Annotated in this window: 10 protein-coding genes; 5 read left to right on the forward strand and 5 right to left on the reverse strand. The window is 70.0% G+C overall.

All coding sequences use genetic code 11. The features are described 5' to 3' along the window. From ACFQ6N_RS36575 to ACFQ6N_RS36585, 3 genes are all read right to left on the reverse strand, one after another. The coding region (locus tag ACFQ6N_RS36575) for a trypsin-like serine protease (RefSeq protein ID WP_380658414.1) at window positions 1-1,210 on the reverse strand (1,210 nt) is incomplete at its 3' end. Window positions 1,211-1,272: 62 nt separating this feature from the next. Further along, window positions 1,273-3,063 (reverse strand): trypsin-like serine protease, encoded by a 1,791-nt coding sequence (locus ACFQ6N_RS36580; RefSeq protein WP_380658415.1) that lies wholly within the window; start codon window positions 3,061-3,063, stop codon window positions 1,273-1,275. 119 nt (window positions 3,064-3,182) lie between these two features. Next, the gene (locus ACFQ6N_RS36585) at window positions 3,183-3,707 is read right to left on the reverse strand and encodes a hypothetical protein (protein ID WP_380658416.1); all 525 of its coding nucleotides are present in this window, start codon (window positions 3,705-3,707) and stop codon (window positions 3,183-3,185) included. Window positions 3,708-4,061: 354 nt separating this feature from the next. Here ACFQ6N_RS36585 and ACFQ6N_RS36590 point away from each other — a divergent pair, with 354 nt between their 5' ends. Together ACFQ6N_RS36590 and ACFQ6N_RS36595 are read left to right on the forward strand one after the other, a co-directional pair. Next, window positions 4,062-8,081, forward strand: a complete 4,020-nt coding sequence (locus ACFQ6N_RS36590; RefSeq protein ID WP_380658417.1) for a polymorphic toxin-type HINT domain-containing protein — start codon at window positions 4,062-4,064, stop codon at window positions 8,079-8,081. Then, entirely contained in the window at window positions 8,074-8,412 is a 339-nt protein-coding gene (locus ACFQ6N_RS36595) for a hypothetical protein (RefSeq protein WP_380658418.1), read from the forward strand. The genes ACFQ6N_RS36590 and ACFQ6N_RS36595 overlap by 8 nt, the downstream gene beginning before the upstream one ends. Before the next feature lie 95 nt (window positions 8,413-8,507). On the opposite strand, the gene ACFQ6N_RS36600 is transcribed toward ACFQ6N_RS36595, so the two are convergent. Continuing rightward, the gene (locus ACFQ6N_RS36600) at window positions 8,508-8,771 is read right to left on the reverse strand and encodes a replication initiator (RefSeq protein ID WP_380658419.1); all 264 of its coding nucleotides are present in this window, start codon (window positions 8,769-8,771) and stop codon (window positions 8,508-8,510) included. A 670-nt stretch (window positions 8,772-9,441) separates the two neighbouring features. Further along, window positions 9,442-10,413 (reverse strand): LuxR C-terminal-related transcriptional regulator, encoded by a 972-nt coding sequence (locus tag ACFQ6N_RS36605; protein WP_380658420.1) that lies wholly within the window; start codon window positions 10,411-10,413, stop codon window positions 9,442-9,444. Window positions 10,414-10,775: 362 nt separating this feature from the next. Here ACFQ6N_RS36605 and ACFQ6N_RS36610 point away from each other — a divergent pair, with 362 nt between their 5' ends. The 3 genes from ACFQ6N_RS36610 (at window position 10,776) to ACFQ6N_RS36620 (ending at window position 16,359) form a co-directional block, all read left to right on the forward strand. Then, a complete protein-coding gene (locus ACFQ6N_RS36610; protein ID WP_380658421.1) occupies window positions 10,776-11,024 on the forward strand; it encodes a hypothetical protein in 249 nt (82 codons plus the stop codon). A gap of 83 nt (window positions 11,025-11,107) precedes the next feature. Then, entirely contained in the window at window positions 11,108-11,350 is a 243-nt protein-coding gene (locus tag ACFQ6N_RS36615) for a hypothetical protein (RefSeq protein WP_380658422.1), read from the forward strand. A gap of 614 nt (window positions 11,351-11,964) precedes the next feature. Further along, a complete protein-coding gene (locus ACFQ6N_RS36620; RefSeq protein ID WP_380658424.1) occupies window positions 11,965-16,359 on the forward strand; it encodes a LamG-like jellyroll fold domain-containing protein in 4,395 nt (1,464 codons plus the stop codon). Window positions 16,360-16,398 lie beyond the last annotated feature (39 nt).

Here is a 16,398-nt window from a genome sequence, read left to right on the forward strand (position 1 = left end):
ACCAGGTGGACCAGCCGGCGCCGTTGGTGTTGTAGGCGTGGGCCATGGCGCCGTCGACGGTCAGGGCGAAGACTTCGGCGGTCTTGGTGTCGGGGTTATAGACGGTGGTGGGGTTGCCGGTGAACTTCCAGTCGCCGGTGATCGTCCAGGACGCCCAGCCGGTGGCGCGGGTCCAGGTGGCGCGGTACAGCGATCGGTCGGTGCCCATGACGAAGAGTTCGAGGGCGTTGGTGACGGGGTCGTAGACGACGGCGGGGGTGTCGGCGAACCCCCAGCCGGTGGGGCTGATCGTGGACCAGGTGGACCAGCCGGCGCCGTTGGTGTTGTAGGCGTGGGTCATGGCGCCGTCCGCGCCCAGGGCGAAGACCTCTGCGGTTTTGGTGTCCGGGTTGTAGACGGTGTTGCGGCCCCCGGTCCGACTGGCCATCAGGGCGGACCACGCGGAGGTGGTCTGTTGGATCCAGCCGGCGATGTCGTCGGTGCGGGTGCTCACGGCGCCGGTGCGGGTCTCGGTGGCGGGGGTGCCCAGGCAGCCGCCCTGCCAGGAGCGGCTGGTGAGGGCGGCGAGTTCGTAGTGGTCGCCGGCCTGTCGTAGGGCGGGTCCGCCGGTGTCGCCCTTGCAGATGGTGGCGTCGGTGGGGGACTTGGCGGTGATGGTGAGGCCGGTCGGGTCGATGGTGCCGACGGTGAAGGCGGCGCTGTGGAGCTTGTCCGGCACCCATTCGGTCCTGGTGCGGCCGTAGCCCGTCACCAGCAGGTTCTCACCGGCCGTGGGGGCGGTGGCGGACAGTACGAGCGGGGCGATGTCGGTGACCGGGTCGGCCAGACGCGCCATGACCAGGTCGCGGTCGGTGCGGGGGACCAACTCGGCGATGTCGCGGACCTGTCCGGTGGTGGTGGTGAGGTCGGTGCGGCCGATGGTGGCGGTGGTCTTGAGTGCGGGTGGTCCGGCGGGGACGGTTGTCGGTTGGGTGGGGTTGTCGGCGAAGCAGGCGGCGGCGGTGATGATCCAGTACGGGTCGATCAGGGCGCCGGTGCAGGCCCGTTGGCCGTTGCCGATGTCCAGCTTGGCGGTGAACGCGTAGGAACCGGTCGGCGGAGTGTCGCCGCTGACGGCGGGCGCGGGCGTGCCGGCCAGCAGGGTGACGACGAGGGTGGCGGCGGTGACCGTCCCGGTCATCCACACCGAGTGCGAGCGTGAGCGAGGCATGAGGCGGCTCTTCTCCATTCCTGGACCTGCTGGTGTCTCGGGCGGGCGCGTCACAGGTGCGGTCAGCCTGTCGTGGGGATCTGGCCGACCGCCGACCACCCGGACCAGCCCTGGCCGTTGGTGTTGTAGAGGTGGGCCACGACGCCGTCGGTCCGACGGGCGAAGACCTCCGCGGTCCTGGTGCCCGGGTTGTAGACCGTGGTGGGATCGCCGCGGTATTTCCAGTCGCCGGTCATGGTCCAGGGGGTCCAGCCGGTGGCGCGGCTCCATGTCGCCTGGTACATCGAGGCGTCGGTGCCGACCGCGAAGACGTCCAGTGTGTTGGTGACCGGGTTGTGCAGGACAGTCGGTATACCGGTGAACTGGCCCCCGGGGTTGAGGGTGAAGGGGCCGTGCCAGCCCACGCCGTCGGTGTTGTAGAGGTGGGCCATGATGCCGTCGGTCCGAAGCGCGAACACTTCGGCCGTCTTGGTGTCGGGGTTGTAGACGGTGGTGGGTTCCCCGCGGTATTTCCAGTCGCCGGTCATGGTCCAGGGGGTCCAGCCGGTGGCGCGGCTCCATGTCGCCTGGTACATCGAGGCGTCGGTGCCGACCGCGAACACGTCGAGGGTGTTGGTGACCGGGTTGTGCAGGACAGTCGGTATACCGGTGAACTGGCCCCCGGGGTTGAGGGTGAAGGGGCCGTGCCAGCCCACGCCGTCGGTGTTGTAGAGGTGGGTCATGATGCCGTCGGTCCGAAGCGCGAACACTTCGGCCGTCTTGGTGTCGGGGTTGTAGACGGTGGTGGGTTCCCCGCGGTACTTCCAGTCGCCGGTCATGGTCCAGGGGGTCCAGCCGGCGGCGCGGCTCCATGTCGCCTGGTACATCGACGCGTCGGTGCCGACCGCGAACACGTCCAGCGTGTTGGTGACCGGGTTGTGGACGACGGCCGGAACGCCCACGAACCGTGCGCCGGCGCCGAGGATGTGCCAGCCGGACCAGCCCTCGCCGTTGGTGTTGTAGGCGTGCATCATGGCGCCGTCGGCCCGCAGGGTGAAGACTTCGGCGGTCCTGGTGTCGGGGTTGTAGACGGTGTTGCGCCCGCCGGAGCGGACGGTGACCACGGCGGACCAGGTGGAGACGGTCTGTTGGATCCAGCCGGCGATGTCGTCGGCGCGGGTGCTCACGGCGCCGCTGCGGGTCTCGGTGGCGGGGGTGCCCAGGCAGCCGCCCTGCCAGGAGCGGGAGGCGAGGGCGACCAGCTCGGCCCTGCCGTTGGCTTCGCGGACCACCGGGCCGCCGGTGTCGCCCTTGCAGACGGTGGCGTCGGTGGGGGACTTGGCGGCGATGGTGAGGCCGGTCGGGTCGACGGTGCCGACGGTGAAGGCGGCGCTGTGGAGCTTGTCCGGCACCCATTCGGTCCTGGTGCGGCCGTAGCCGGTCACCAGCAGGCTCTCACCGGCCGTGGGGGCGGTGGCGGACAGGGCGAGCGGGGTGGTGTCGGTGACCGGGTTGGCGAGCCGTGCGAGGACGAGGTCGCGGTCGGTGCGGGGGACGAGTTCGGCGATGTCGCGGACCTGGCCGGTGGTGGTGGTGAGGTCGGTGCGGCCGATGGTGGCGGTGGTCTTGAGCGCGGGTGGCCCGGTGGGGAGGGTTGTGGGCGTGGTGGGGTTGTCGGCGAAGCAGGCGGCCGCGGTGATGATCCAGTACGGGTCGATCAGGGCGCCGGTGCAGGAGCGTTGGCCGTTGCCGATGTCGAGCTTGGCGGAGAAGGCGTAGGAACCGGTCGGCGGAGTGTCGCCGCTGAGCGCGGGCGCGGGCGTGCCGGCCAGCAGGGCACTTGCCAGGACGGTGGCGGTGACCGTCCCGGCCATCCATGCGGAGCGTGGGCGTGAGTGAAGCATGGAGTGCTGTCTTTTCATTCCTGTCTCGCCCGGGTCGAATGGATTTGCAGGGTGTCGGGACCGCATGGAAGCGGCCTTTCGGGCCTGAATCATCCGGTGACACGGAGTTCGACCAGGACCGAACGCTTTCCGCCGGGCAGGCTTTCGCCGACCGGTTTGACCGAGTTCGGACCGATGTTCACCTGGCTCTCCTGGCCGGCCGCGACCAGTTTGGCGCTGACGGAGCGGTCCTCGGTCCAGATGCCGTAGACGTCCGGCAGTTCCATGGTGAGGTAGCCGGTCGTACCGGAAACGGTGAAGCAGTATCCGAGCTTGTCAAGGCGTGATTCGACGAAGATCTCATTCCCCGCCTGGCAGCTGGTCGGAATCGTGTGGTTGGGGCCTTCCTTGAGTCGGATGTGCCCGTCACCCCGCTTCAATGTGATCTTGCGTTCCGTCAGGATCCGGTCGGCCTCCGGGTACTGGAAGTCCTCGACGGCGGTGGGCATGTCCGTCTCCGCCGAGGTCGCCCCGGTAGTGGCCTGCGCGGCTGGCAGGGAGGCGAGCCCGATGCATGCCAGCAGAGCTCCGGAGGCGCTGACCATGAGAATCGTGCGTGCGCGGGATTTGATCAAGGCTGATCCTTCGATCCTGGCGGGACCACTATTGATTCCGCAATGCCGGAAGGGGTGTTGAACGGCGATGGGGCAAGCGTAAAGTACCAGCAATCTCCGACCCTAGGGAGTTAATGGATCTGTTCAAGAACGCTTTCCCCATCGAGTTTCGGCCATGTCTCACGAATTCGTACACCGAATTCCGTTTCCTATGTTCGAGCGATCTGTCGGCGAAAACACAGATGTACCATTTGGGGGGTATTGATCGTGAACCATCCCATCCGATCCCTGGGAGTACCTGGAACCGCTGGGAGGAAGCGGTACCGCAGAGTCCGGGTATCGGTCCTCGGCCGAATATGTGCGGGCTTACTGCCGGTGGCCCTCGCCGCCGGTTTGCTCGGCACGGCTCCCGCGTTCGCGACGGACCCCGGGCCCGGGCCGAGCGCGCCGACGGAGTCGGACCGCAGTCGTGTCGTTAGCCTCTGGCTTGAGGGCGGCCCCGGCGTGAAGGCAGCCGCCGAGACGGCGCTGACCGGCACCGACGAGGACGTCAAACGCTTCCTCGACGTCGAGGCGGACATCGCTGAGTACCACGACGAACGCGTCTCCACGTTCCAGATCTTCAGCCTCGGCGGCGCCGGGGTACGCGAAGCGGCCACCAAGGCCCTGAAGGGCTCCCAGGAAGAGCTGCGCACCTTCCTCAAGGACGGTTGGCAGACGCCTCTGGAGCAGGACCGCCGGGTCGACGCGTTCCAACTCGTCGCCACCGGCGGGGTGAGCGTCAAGGAGCGGGCCACCGCCGCACTGCAGGGCACCCCCGCCGACGTGAAGAAGTTCCTCGAAGAGGGCCGCCAGGACGCCGCCGCGGTCGACGACCGCGCCCGCGTGATGCAGCTCCTCGCGGCCGGCGGCCCGGCCATGAAGGAGGCCGCCAAGGTCGCCCTGCGGGGCACGCCCGCCGACATCGCCGAGTTCCTGTCGGTCGGACAGCTCGTGGCTCTGGCCAGGGACCAGGAACGCGCCACGATCTCCCAGTTGGCCGACCAGGCCGAGCAGGCCGGCCGGCAGGCCCAGATCGCCAAGGACGCCGCCAAGGCGGCCTCCGCACGCGCGGTCGAGGCCTCCCGGCTTGCCAAGGAGTCCGCCGAGACCGCGGCCAGGGAGACCGAGGAGGCCGGCCGGGACTCGGCCCGCGCTGCGGCTGCCGCCGCACGTGCCGCCGACGCGGCTCAGGGCGCCGCGGCTGCCGCCAGTCAGGCGGTCGCCGCCGCAGGTGCCGCCAACCAGGCCGCCCGCACCGCCGCCAGCGCGGCCGCCCAGGCCGCCAGCGCCGCCGGTGGCGCCGCCCTCGCCTCGGCCAACGCCCGCAAGGCGGCCAACGCAGCCGCCTCCGACCGGGGCAGGGCCGCCGAGGCTCGCAAGCAGGCGGAAGACGCCCGCAACGCCGCCGGCGATGCTCTGCGCGCGGCAGATGCCGCAGACCACGCGGGCGCCGCCTCCGACGCGGCGGGCGAGGCGGCGGACGCGGCCAGGAGCGCCAGCACCAACGCGAACGCGGCCGCCGGGTCCGCCGAGAAGGCCGGCCGCCTGGCGAACGCCGCAGGAGCCAGTTCCAAGCGCGCCCAGGCCGCCGCCGACCAGGCCCGCCGTCAGGCCAAGGAGGCCGACCGGGCCGCGACCGCGTCCACCGCCCTGGCACGCCAGGCGGCCCAGGCGTCCTACCAGGCCCGCGACGCCGCACGCTCCGCCGCCACCCACGCCCAGAACGCGGCCACGGCCGCCGACCAGGCGGCCGAACACGCCGGTGAATCCGCGACGTCGGCCGCCGAGGCCACCCGCCAGGCCGAGACGGCACGCACCGCCGCCGCGACGGCGAGCACGGCGGTGACCACGGCGAGCACCGTCTACGACCTCGCCCGCAAGACCGAGGCGGAGGACCTCGCCGCCGCCACCGCCGCGGCCGTCGTGGAAGCCCGGGCCCTCAAGGCGGAGGAGGACGAGGCCACCGGCGACATCGGCACCTTCCTTGCCGACTGGAAAGCCCACGACCAGGAGGCCGCAGACCTGGCCGCCGAGGCCGCCCGCCCCGACGCCGACCCCAAGGCCCTCGCGGCCAAGGGTCGCAAAATCGCTCTCCGGACAGTGAAGACCGGCGGCCCCTGGAGCCAGGAAGCCGCCAAGCCCGCCCTCTCCGGCACGGACGCGGCCGTCGTTGAGTGGGTGCGCACCGGTCGGCACAAGGCCGAGCTGGACGACATGCGCCAGAGCGTGCGGGAGATCGCCGAGGACAGCCCCGACGAGGCCGTACGCACCGCCGCCACCGTCGCGCTGACGGGCGACGCCCAGCAGGTCGAGGCCTTCTTCACCACCGGCCGGCACGAGGCCGCTGCCGCTGACAACCGCGTCCGCGTCTACCAGCTGATCGCCACCGGCGGCACCAGCGTCAAGGAATCCGGGGAGAAGGCCCTGCGGGACGGTTCAGCGAAGGCCGTCGCCGCCTTCCTGATGACGGGCCAGTACACCGCCCGCCAGATCGACGAACGCGTCCAGGCCACCCAGCTGCTGGCCGCCGGCGGCCCGGAGGTCCAGGCCGCAGCCACGTTCGCCCTCGCCGGGACACCCGAGTCCGTCGCTTCCTTCCTGCAGACCGGCCGGTACACGGCCGACCGCAAGGATCAGCTCGCCGCCACCCACGTCGCACAGATGAGCCACCTGATCGCAGGGGCAGCGCAGACCGCGGCCATGGCCCAACAGGACGCGTGGGAAGCGACCGAGGCGGCGGCCGTCGCGAACAACGCGGCCGGTGAGGCCGAGACCGCCCGCAAACAAGCCGGCTCCTACGCGGCCCAGGCCGGCAAGTACGCCGCGGACGCGAGGACATCCGCTCAGAACGCCGAAGCCTCCGCCACCCGCGCCGGCCAGTCCGCCGCAACCGCCCGCAACGCCGCCCAGGCCGCCGCCCGCGACGCCGGCAAGGCCACCGCCTCCGCAGGCCGCGCCCGCGTCTCGGCCGAGCAGGCCCGCTGGTCCGCCGCATCCGCCCGTAAGGCCGCGAACAGCGCCTATGCCTCCGCGAGCGCGGCAGGCCAGGACGCCGAGGCCGCTCAGAAGGCCGCGGATCAAGCCTGGGCCATCGCCGTCGAGAAGGCGATCAAGGAACGCGGGGGCAACCTGGCCTCCGAAGAGGAGGGTGTCCAGCTGGATGCCGCACAGATCGAGGAGGAACTGAAGAAGGAACTGGAAGCGCTGATCCAGGAAGAGATCAACAAGGCCGAGTACGAGTACTGGCGCGCCAAGAACCCGCCCTGCCCCAACAAAATCGGCCCGTGGGGAGAAGGGACCTTGCAATGCTTGCTCCTCAGGAACCGCGTTCAAATCGGGCTCCAGCAGAACGGCCTTCTGAATTTCCTTAGTGATCTTTCGTTCTTCTTCGACGGGACCCTCGACAAGGCCCAGCTCTTCAAGATGGTCATGAAGAGCATCCTCGGTGTGGACAGCGCCGAGGAATGCATCAAGCAGAGGAGTGCCGCCGCCTGCGCGGAACTCGCGGTCGGCTTCTTCCCCGCCGGAAAGGCAGTGAAGCTCGTCAAACTCGGAAAGGAGGCCAAGAACGTAGAAGAAGCCGCACGGGCATCACGACTCAGGCGAATCATGGCAGACTGCCGGCGGCCGAACAGTTTCCCTGCCGGCACGCGCGTCCTCATGGCCGACGGAACCACCGTCCCGATCGAGCGGATCCGTGTCGGCGACCAGGTACGGGCAACCGATCCCGAAACCGGGGAATCCGGCGGACGCCGCGTCGACGCCACCATCCGCACACCCGACGACCGCGACTTCACCGACCTCACCATCGCCTCCGAAAGCGGCGCAAGCGGCACCGTCACCTCCACCGGCCATCACCCCTTCTGGGCCGAGAACCAACGCGCCTGGCGCGACGCCGCCGACCTAACCACCGACGACACCCTGCGCACCGACACCGGCCGGCCCCTGGACATCGCCGCAACCAGGCACCGGACAGCCCTCCAACCCGCCTACAACCTCACCGTCGACGCCATCCACACGTACTATGTACTGGCGGGAAATACGCCAGTACTGGTTCATAACTCGTCCGGGCTGTTCTGCGGTGCCGATGCAGATGCGCTCAAGAGTTGGGACAAAGCCACCTTCGACACTGTTGAGGATTCTGCCAAGTATCACATCGATAGGCATGGAAAGGGCAGGACCTTCGCAGAATATACGGAGGGCGCGCTGGACCTCTGGAATAAGACAAAGCCGGAGGGTCGAGTTCCTTGGAAGCTGGGTGATGGCAGTATGGGTTGGAAGATTAGGGGTGGTCGACTCGGAGGGGAGGGCATCTATACCACCGAGGGAAAAATCGTGACCTGGCATGACTGATTTTGCGAGCGCCTTCTCACGGTTTTGCGCCACGCCGTACCCTGGCTATCCAGCGCTGGAGGAGCTGCGGGACTGGAACTCGGAGCTACTTACGGTGGACGGTCACATTGCGGGGTATGCGTATCGTGTCCATGGCGGCCAAATGCAAGCTCGGCAGATTCCTGGCCTCGTCGAAATTGTTCTGAGAGTCGAATCTCTGCGGGCGTCGCTGGATACTATCCATCCGAATTCGACGGAGGACCGAAAGCTCATCGGCGAATATCAATCCTACATCTCTGCGCTCGAGTCGATGGTGCGCGAGCTCGACCAGCTCGCTCGCCAGCAGCGGTAATCACTTAATGTCAGACAGAAAATGTCTGGGAGCCCTCGCCGGAGCGAACGAGGCGAGGGCTCCTCGGGGTCTTGACGGCAACGCTGACGGCAACGTCAGCGGACCGGTTCTGCGCTTGGCGGGTCGTCAGGGGCCGCGGCGGCTCGCAGCGCGTTGCCGAGGGCATCGATGTAGCAGCGGAATTTGGTGGAGAAGTGGCTCCGGGGGCCGAGCATGTGCGCCCACTTCAAGAGCTTGAGGTCGGCGAAGTCCGGGCGTTTGCCCAGTTCCCAGCGGGTGCGGATCATCTGCCGCATGTGGCGTTCGACGGCGAGGCGGGGCACCGGCCGGGTTGTCCGGTGCGGCCGCAGGTGGTGCATGTGAGTGGGGTTTCGCGGAGCCGGTCAGGGCCATCCCGCGTCCCCGTTATGGGCGACAGAACAGGGCTCGGTCGAGAGCGCTGGATGAGTCGGCGGACTTGGCGGCGTACTTGGCACGTAAGCCGCGACCGCGTGGTCAGTGAATTCGGCATCGGTGTCGAAGGCGGCGATCTCGCGGCGAAGGTAGATCCTGAAGCGCAACCACAAGGCTCCGGCGTGGGTGTTGAACAGCATCGCGCCCGGGGAGTCGTGAATGATCAGGTCCCCGGCGGCTGCAGGGCCCGTACCAGGCGAGGGAGCGGATGTCGCGCCGACGCCGCCATGAGGTGTGGGCCAGGTGGATAGTACAGGCGGTGAGTCCGTTCTCCGTTGTCGGACGGAGGTGCCACGGCGGCCTTCCCGGCGTGCGTGGAGCAGCGTGGCGCGAGGTCCTGGCTTTCGTAGTTCAGGGGCGGCTTGCCACCTTCAGTGTGGCAAGCGGCCGGACGGGTGACAGGCCACAGTGCAGGCGCAAGCAGTACATCGTCCGCAAGCCCGGCGCCGAGTTGCCCGATCGGCCGAGGTCCCGAGCTCCTGGAGGAGGCGGACGACTTCACCGCCGACCCCCGGTAGCGGAACTGATCGCCGCGTTCGCCACGGTCCACGGACCTCCGCAGTTGGTCGTGGGCTGTCAGAGCCAGCCCTTGTGGGCGGCTTTGATCCCGGCTTCGAAGCGGCTGCTCGCGCCCAGGCGCTCCATGATCGAGGACATGTGCCGGCCGACGGTCCGGGAGGAGATGCCGAGGCGTTGGCCGGCGGCGTCGTCGGTGAGGCCGGAGCCGAGGAGTCGCAGCAGTTCGCGCTCGGTCGGGCTGAGGCCGCTGTTCGGGTCCCCCGGACTGCTGGCGCCGAGGGGTACGGCCGAGTGCCAGGCCTGCTCGAAGAGGTCGAGCAGGGCCGCCAGGATGCCGGGCTCGGTGATGTACAGGGCGCCCTTGCGGTTGTCCGCCGGGTCGATCGGGACGAGCGCCCGAGTGCGGTCGACCACGATCAGGCGGGGCGGGATCGCGGGGGCGGTGCGGACCTCGCCGCCGTGGCTGAGCAGCCAGTGGGCGTAGGTGACGGCATGGGGTTGCTTGCGGGTGGAGTCCTGGTAGAGCGTCCGCATCGTGATTCCGCGGGCGAACACCTCGGCGTCGGCGGGCCGGCTGGCGAGGAGGTCCTCGGGGCGCTGGTCGCCGGGCTGGCTGGCCAGTACCTCGGTGGTGGCGTCGCGGCCCATCCGTTCCAGTCGGGCGTGGATGGCGTCCAGGCCGAGCAGGCGCTCGCCGTGGTTCGTCCGGTGCTCGGCTTGGTCTGCGACCATGCGTGTGACCGCGGCCTTGGAAGCCGCCAACTTGGCCTGACGGATGGCGAGTTCGGCTTCCTGGGCGGCGAGCATGTCGGCCAGGCCGATGTCGGGGCTGACCGCGCGCAGCTGCCCGGGGCGCTCGGCGGAGGCCCGGACGAGCGTGAGTCGGGCCAGTTCGTCGAGGTGGTCGTGCACGTCCGTGGCCGTGAGGCCGCAGTCGGCCGCGATCTCGTCCACGCCGTACGCGGGGTGGTCGAGCATCATCCGGTACACCGCGGTGGCCCCGGCCGTCAGGCCCAGTACTTCCAGCATCTCAATCCCCCTGAAGCCCCCCGGATGATCAGCGGTCCTCCGGTCGAACGGTCGGTCGCATCCAAACAGGCTTTGGCGCCTTATTCAAGATCCAATTCGGATCGTTCGGGGCGCTTACCGATGGTTTGACAGAGAAAGTGGCAGGCTTTGCCATCCCATTTGAATGACATGGACACAACACTATGTCCGGATCCTGCCAGACCGGTTGGCGACATCCGGAACGCCTTCCGCCGGTCCCGCCGAGGGGCGAAGCTAGTGATCGCCGCCAGGGAAACAGCCCGCCGCGGCAGCTGGACGGAGCGTCAACCGCGGGACGCCCGGCCGGATACACCACTCCCACTCGAACGAGAAGAGCCACCCTGATGATCCGCACCCGTATCGCCCAGGCCACCGCGGTCGCCGTCGTGTCGCTCACTGCGCTCCTGGCCTTCCCCGCCGTCTCCTCGGCCGCCACCGCCGCCGCCGCCGTCACCACCACGGTCGCCGCCACCACGGCCACCACTGCGCCCGGCGCGTCCATCGCACCGGCAACGACCGCCTCGGCCGCCGACCCGGCCGGCAGCCTGGGCTGGGGCGGTGCCGTCCAGGCGAGCCTGGGCTGGGGTGGCTGAGCACGCGGATGGACATCGTCCATGCCAGCCTCAGGCGCCGACACCCCGGCGCGGTAGCGGAGGCGAGTGAGGCGGCCCGGGCCGTGGACGCCCTCTGGGCACACGCCGAACCTGCCGACGGCCTCCAGCACGCCAGCGCACAGGCCGCCGACGGCAGACTCGACCTCCTGCTCTACCTGCTCACAAGGGATTCGCCCGACGAGGCCGACGCCGTCCGGCGTGCCCATGGCCTGATCGCCCGCAGTCACCGGGCATCGCCCCTGCTGAGCCTGAACTACCTGCCCCCGGAACCGCCGGCGGCCGCAGGGCACACCGCCGCCCGGTGATCGCCACACCCACCGGGTAGCGCCTCCCGTCGGGTGCCGCGCCCGAGGATCGGCGGGCGCACTCCGCGCGACGCCGCGTTACGGCGTCCCGGCAGAAGGCGTTCCCCTGCCCGGCCGGTTCCGATCCGCCCGCTTCGGGTCGTGCACCGCCCCGGCGACCACGTCACGAGGCCGTCCGCTGTGACCGCTGTACCTGCAGGACAGCCGTCCCGGCGACACGCACCTCCCGTCCCACGCCGACCTCGTTTCTGACGTCCTGTGCAGAGGACGATCCGTCACACCCACCGTCCGTCACCGAGCGCTTGTGCTCGCCGCTGTCCCCGCGATGCCGTCGCGGCTGTTTCGGTGAACCAGCTCGTCCTGACGTCCCCGGACACCAGTGCTTCGGCCTCGTGCGGCCCACCGCTTCGGACAGCGCAGCGCCGGTTTCCACCACCCCCCGTGGCCTTCCGTTCTGACGACACGTCGGCAACGGCAGGTGCGGCCCCTGCGGCTTTTCCATGAGCCTTTGACACCCGTTCAAGCGTCCATGGAGATCCGCTCCAAACTTCGCCCCACATACCGGAAGTCGGAGCTTACGCACAGTGAGAACAGCAGCAAGACGGTCAGGCGGCGTGCTCGCCGCGGCACTCGCCGTGGTCGGGTTGGCCGCGACCGCGGTGGTGCCGGCCGCCGCCGCCACGGCCGGGGGGACACCTCCGCCCGGCGCCACGGAATCCCAGGACACCGCCGAGACCCTGGCCGTCCACGAGGCCGCCAGTACGGGCAAGCCGGTGGAGGTGCTCGCCAAGCGCAGCGAGACCAGTGACACCGTCGCCCAGCCCGACGGCAAGCTCACGACGACCACCTACGTCCAGCCGAAGCGGGTGCGCAAGAACGGCGCCTGGGTGGAGCTCGACCCGACGCTGCAGTCCGTGCCCGGCGGCGCCGTCGCGCCCAAGGGCTCGACCGCGGACCTGCGGTTCTCGGGTGGCGGCAGCGCGCCGCTGGTCACGATGGCGCGGGCCGGCAAGGAGCTGAAGCTCAGCTGGCCGAAGCCGCTGCCCAAGCCGACGATCAACGGCGCGACCGCCGAGTACGCGTCGATCCTGCCGGACGTGGACCTGCGGCTGTCCGCCACCAAGACCGGGTTCACCCAGGTCATCGTGGTGCACACGCCCGAGGCCGCGAAGAACCCGGAGCTTGACCAGCTGCGGCTCGGCCTCCAGGGCAGCGGTCTGACGTTCAGCCAGGAGGCGGACGGCACCCTGAAGGCGAAGGACCCGTCCGGCGGCGGCACCGTCTTCGAGGCGCCCGTCCCGGTCATGTGGGACTCCTCCAAGCCGGCCGTACCGGCGGACGCCCCGGCCGGGCCGCCCGCCGGCACCCCGGCTCCGGCCGCCCCGAAGGCTCTCAAGGCCGCCCCGCAGGCCCAGTCGGCCCAGCAGGCACCGCAGGCTCCGGCCGCTCCGCAGGCCCAGTCGGCCCCGCCGGCCGACACGGCCGCCGCCGGCTACGGCGATCTGCCCGGCGAGGGCGCGAAGATGACGCGTCTCAAGGTCGAGCTGCCCAAGGACGGCCTGGTGCTGTCGCCCGACCAGGGCATGCTGGGCGCCGCGGACACCGTCTACCCGGTGATGATCGACCCGGCGTGGAACACCCCGCACGCGGGCGACTGGGCGGGCGTCTCGCGCGCCTACCCGTCCCAGCCGTACTGGCACTTCTCGTACAACAGCAGCTACGTCCACGACTGGGGCGTCGGCTACTGCAACGGCGACTCGCGCTGTGTGCCGGCCGACGTCAAGCGGGCGTTCTTCCAGGTGGCCAACCCGTTCGTCGGCAAGCAGGTCCTCTCCGCGACCTTCGGCACCTACGAGAGCTGGTCGTACTCCTGTGACGCCCGGCCGGTCGAGCTGTGGAGCACCGGCTACATATCCCCCGGCCTGACCTGGAACTCCCAGAACGGCTCCGGCTTCTGGAGCCGCTACCTCCAGACGATCAACACGGCGAAGGGCTGGAGCGGTACCTGCCCGGGCGGCTGGCTGGAGTACGGCGAGGACGGCGCGGTGCGCAACCTCGTCCAGGACGCCGCCAACTGGGGCTGGTCGACCATCACCTTCGGTCTGAAGGCGCAGAACGAGGGTGACACCCTCGCTTGGAAGCGCTTCACCGACGACGCCTACCTCCAGGTGAACTACAACCTGCGGCCCAACCAGATCCCGATGTCGGACATGACGATGTCGCCGGGCTCGGTCTGCCAGTACCCGGGTATCCGGATCAACCGGATGCCGCAGGTCACCACCCGGGCCACCGACCCGGACGGCGAGGCCATCGGCGTGCAGTTCGCGGTCGGCTGGGACGACGGCACCGGCCTGCGCCGGCGCTGGTGGTCCACCGGTTCGGAGGACGCCGCACCCGGGGGCAACACGTTCAAGGCCTCCGGATCCATCTTCTCCTGGCCGCTGCCCACCAGCCTGCCGCAGAACCTCCAGCTCGACTGGGAGGCCCGGGCCTGGGACGGCGCGCAGTGGGGGCCCTGGTCGGCCGACGGTGACCCGACGGGCTGCTACTTCATTGTCGACACCTCGGCGCCGGACGGCCCGGCGATCACCTCGGACGCCTACCCGGGCTCCAAGGACGCCACCGCGGCGCTCCCGTGGACCGACGGCGTCGGCAGGAACGGCCTGTTCACCTTCAAGTCCGCCGCCACCGACGTGGTCAAGTACCAGTGGGGCCTGGACACTTCGCCGTCCGCGGCGAACGAGGTCGCCACCAGCGGCGGCGCCGGCCAGAGCGTGCGCGTCCAGCCGCAGACCGCCGGCGTGCACTTCATCTCCGCCCGGGCCGTCGACGGCGCGGGCAACGCCTCACAGCCCGAGACGTACTACTTCAACGTGCTCTCCGGCCAGACCCAGCGCACCGGCTGGTCGATGGACGACCCGAGCGGCACCACCGTCACCGGCACCGGCGGCAGCTTCGAGGCCACCCTCGGCTCCGGCGCCGCACTCTCATCCGCCGGCACCCCGGCCGACGCCCACAGCGGCACCGCCCTGAAGCTGGACGGCACCGCCGACGGCTACGCCGAGACCCAGGGCACGGTGCTGAACACCACCCGCGGCTTCGCCGTCTCCGCCTGGGTCAACCTCACCGACAACACCCGCAACCGGGTCGCGGTCAGTGAGAACGGCAGCTCCGCGGCCCGCTTCGCCCTCGGCACCTTCGGCGGCAAGTGGACCATGTGGACCTCCAGCCAGGACCACCCCACCAACTACGCCCTCGAAACGGCGAGTTCCGACGCCCCCGTGGTACTCGGCCAGTGGACCCACCTGGTGGGCGTCTACGACCCGGCCGCGAAGACCAGCACCCTCTACGTCAACGGCGTGCCCGGCACCCCGGTCAACGTCGCCGCCAACTGGGACGCCCACGGCGCGCTGGAGTTCGGCCGCTCCAAGTACTTCGGCAACTGGACCGACCCGTGGAAGGGCTCGGTCGACGAGGTCCGGCTCTGGGACCGCAACCTGAGCAAGGCCGAGGCCGCCGACGTCGCCGCCGACAAGCAGCTCGCCACCGGCCTGCCCGCCAGGTCCGTCTGGCACTTCGACGACACCACCGTCAAGCCCGTCGGTACTACCGAGACCGACAACCTGACCGCTTACAACGGCGTCGCGCTCGGCAAGCCGGGCATCGCCGACAAGGCGATCCACCTCGACGGCGTGGACGACTACCTGCGCGGCACCCGCCCGCAGGTCGACGGCAGCCGGGACTTCTCCGTCTCCACCTGGGTCAAGCTGCCCGCGCCCACCCCCGGCGACACCACGCCGAAGATGGCGGTCACCCAGATCGGCCAGCACAACAACGAGTTCTCGCTCTACTACTCGCCCTACTGGGGACGCTGGATCTTCGGCCGCTACAAGGAGGACACCTCCACCGACACCCTGGTGCGCACCTGGCAGGACGCCTGCACGGCCGGGACCCAGATCAACGGCGTGCCCTGCTTCACGGGCACCACCGGCGAGTGGACCCACCTGCTGGGCGTCTCCGACACCGCCGCCAAGAAGTTGCGCCTGTACATCAACGGCTTCCTCGTCGGTGAGGCGGACTACACGCAGAACGCGCCGTGGGCCAACCCCGGCCCGATCCAGATCGGCGCCGTCAACCGCGAGGGCGTCAACGGCGAGTTCTTCGGCGGGGACATCGACGACGTGCGGATCTACGACCGCGTCGTCACCGGCCCTGAGGCCACCGCGATGGTGCAGCAGCGCCCGCAGCTGGCCGGCCGCTGGAAGCTCAGCGCGGCCACCGGCACCCCGGCCGTCACCCCCGACGAGGGCCCGGCCAAGGCCGGAGCCCAGCTCGGCGGCGGCGCCTCGATCAAGGCCGACGGCGGCGTGCTGCCCGCCCCCGGCACCCTGCTGCTGGACGGTTCCACCGGCTACGCGGCCACGACCTCGACGCCGATGCACACCGGCCAGAGCTTCACCCTGGCCGGCTGGGCGAACACCGCGGGCGTCCCGACTCGGAAGATGACGGCGCTCTCGGTGGCCGGTGCCAACAACAGCGCGGTCACCGTGCGCTGGGTGCCGCTGGGCAACAACCCCGTCACCGGACAGCCGTACGGCCAGTGGGAGGCCGAGGTGCGCGACACCGACGCCAACACCGGCGGGAAGCGCACCAAGACGGCGCACACCGCGGCCATCTCCGTCATGGAGAACTGGACGCACCTGGCGGTCAGCTACGACGCCTTCGCGGACCGGCTCGCCCTGTACGTCAACGGCCAGGTCGAGAACCAGGGCTGCGCGGACGGCGACAAGACCTGCGTCCCGCACGTCTCCTGGGCTCCCGGTGTCCCGCAGCCCTACGAGGCGGGCAGCGGCGTGCAGTTCGGCCGGAACAAGGAGTCCGGCGCCTGGGGCGAGTACTTCTCCGGTGAGCTGGACGACGTCTGGCTGTACCAGGGCGTGCTGAGCCCCGTGCAGATCGCCAAGCTCGCCAACTACAACGTCGAGCTGGACACCTCCACCGGCGTCTGATCCCCCTCCTTCCGCGGGCCGGGCGGCTGTCTGCCGCCC

Source organism: Kitasatospora sp. NPDC056446 (assembly GCF_042796115.1).
GTDB lineage: Bacteria > Actinomycetota > Actinomycetes > Streptomycetales > Streptomycetaceae > Kitasatospora.

Coding starts and splice junctions, on each gene's coding strand:
- ACFQ6N_RS36580 (WP_380658415.1), bottom strand. CDS start 3,063: ATGGCCGGGACGGTCACCGCCACCGTCCTGGCAAGTGCCCTGCTGGCC.
- ACFQ6N_RS36595 (WP_380658418.1), top strand. CDS start 8,074: ATGACTGATTTTGCGAGCGCCTTCTCACGGTTTTGCGCCACGCCGTAC.
- ACFQ6N_RS36600 (WP_380658419.1), bottom strand. CDS start 8,771: ATGCACCACCTGCGGCCGCACCGGACAACCCGGCCGGTGCCCCGCCTC.
- ACFQ6N_RS36605 (WP_380658420.1), bottom strand. CDS start 10,413: ATGCTGGAAGTACTGGGCCTGACGGCCGGGGCCACCGCGGTGTACCGG.
- ACFQ6N_RS36610 (WP_380658421.1), top strand. CDS start 10,776: ATGATCCGCACCCGTATCGCCCAGGCCACCGCGGTCGCCGTCGTGTCG.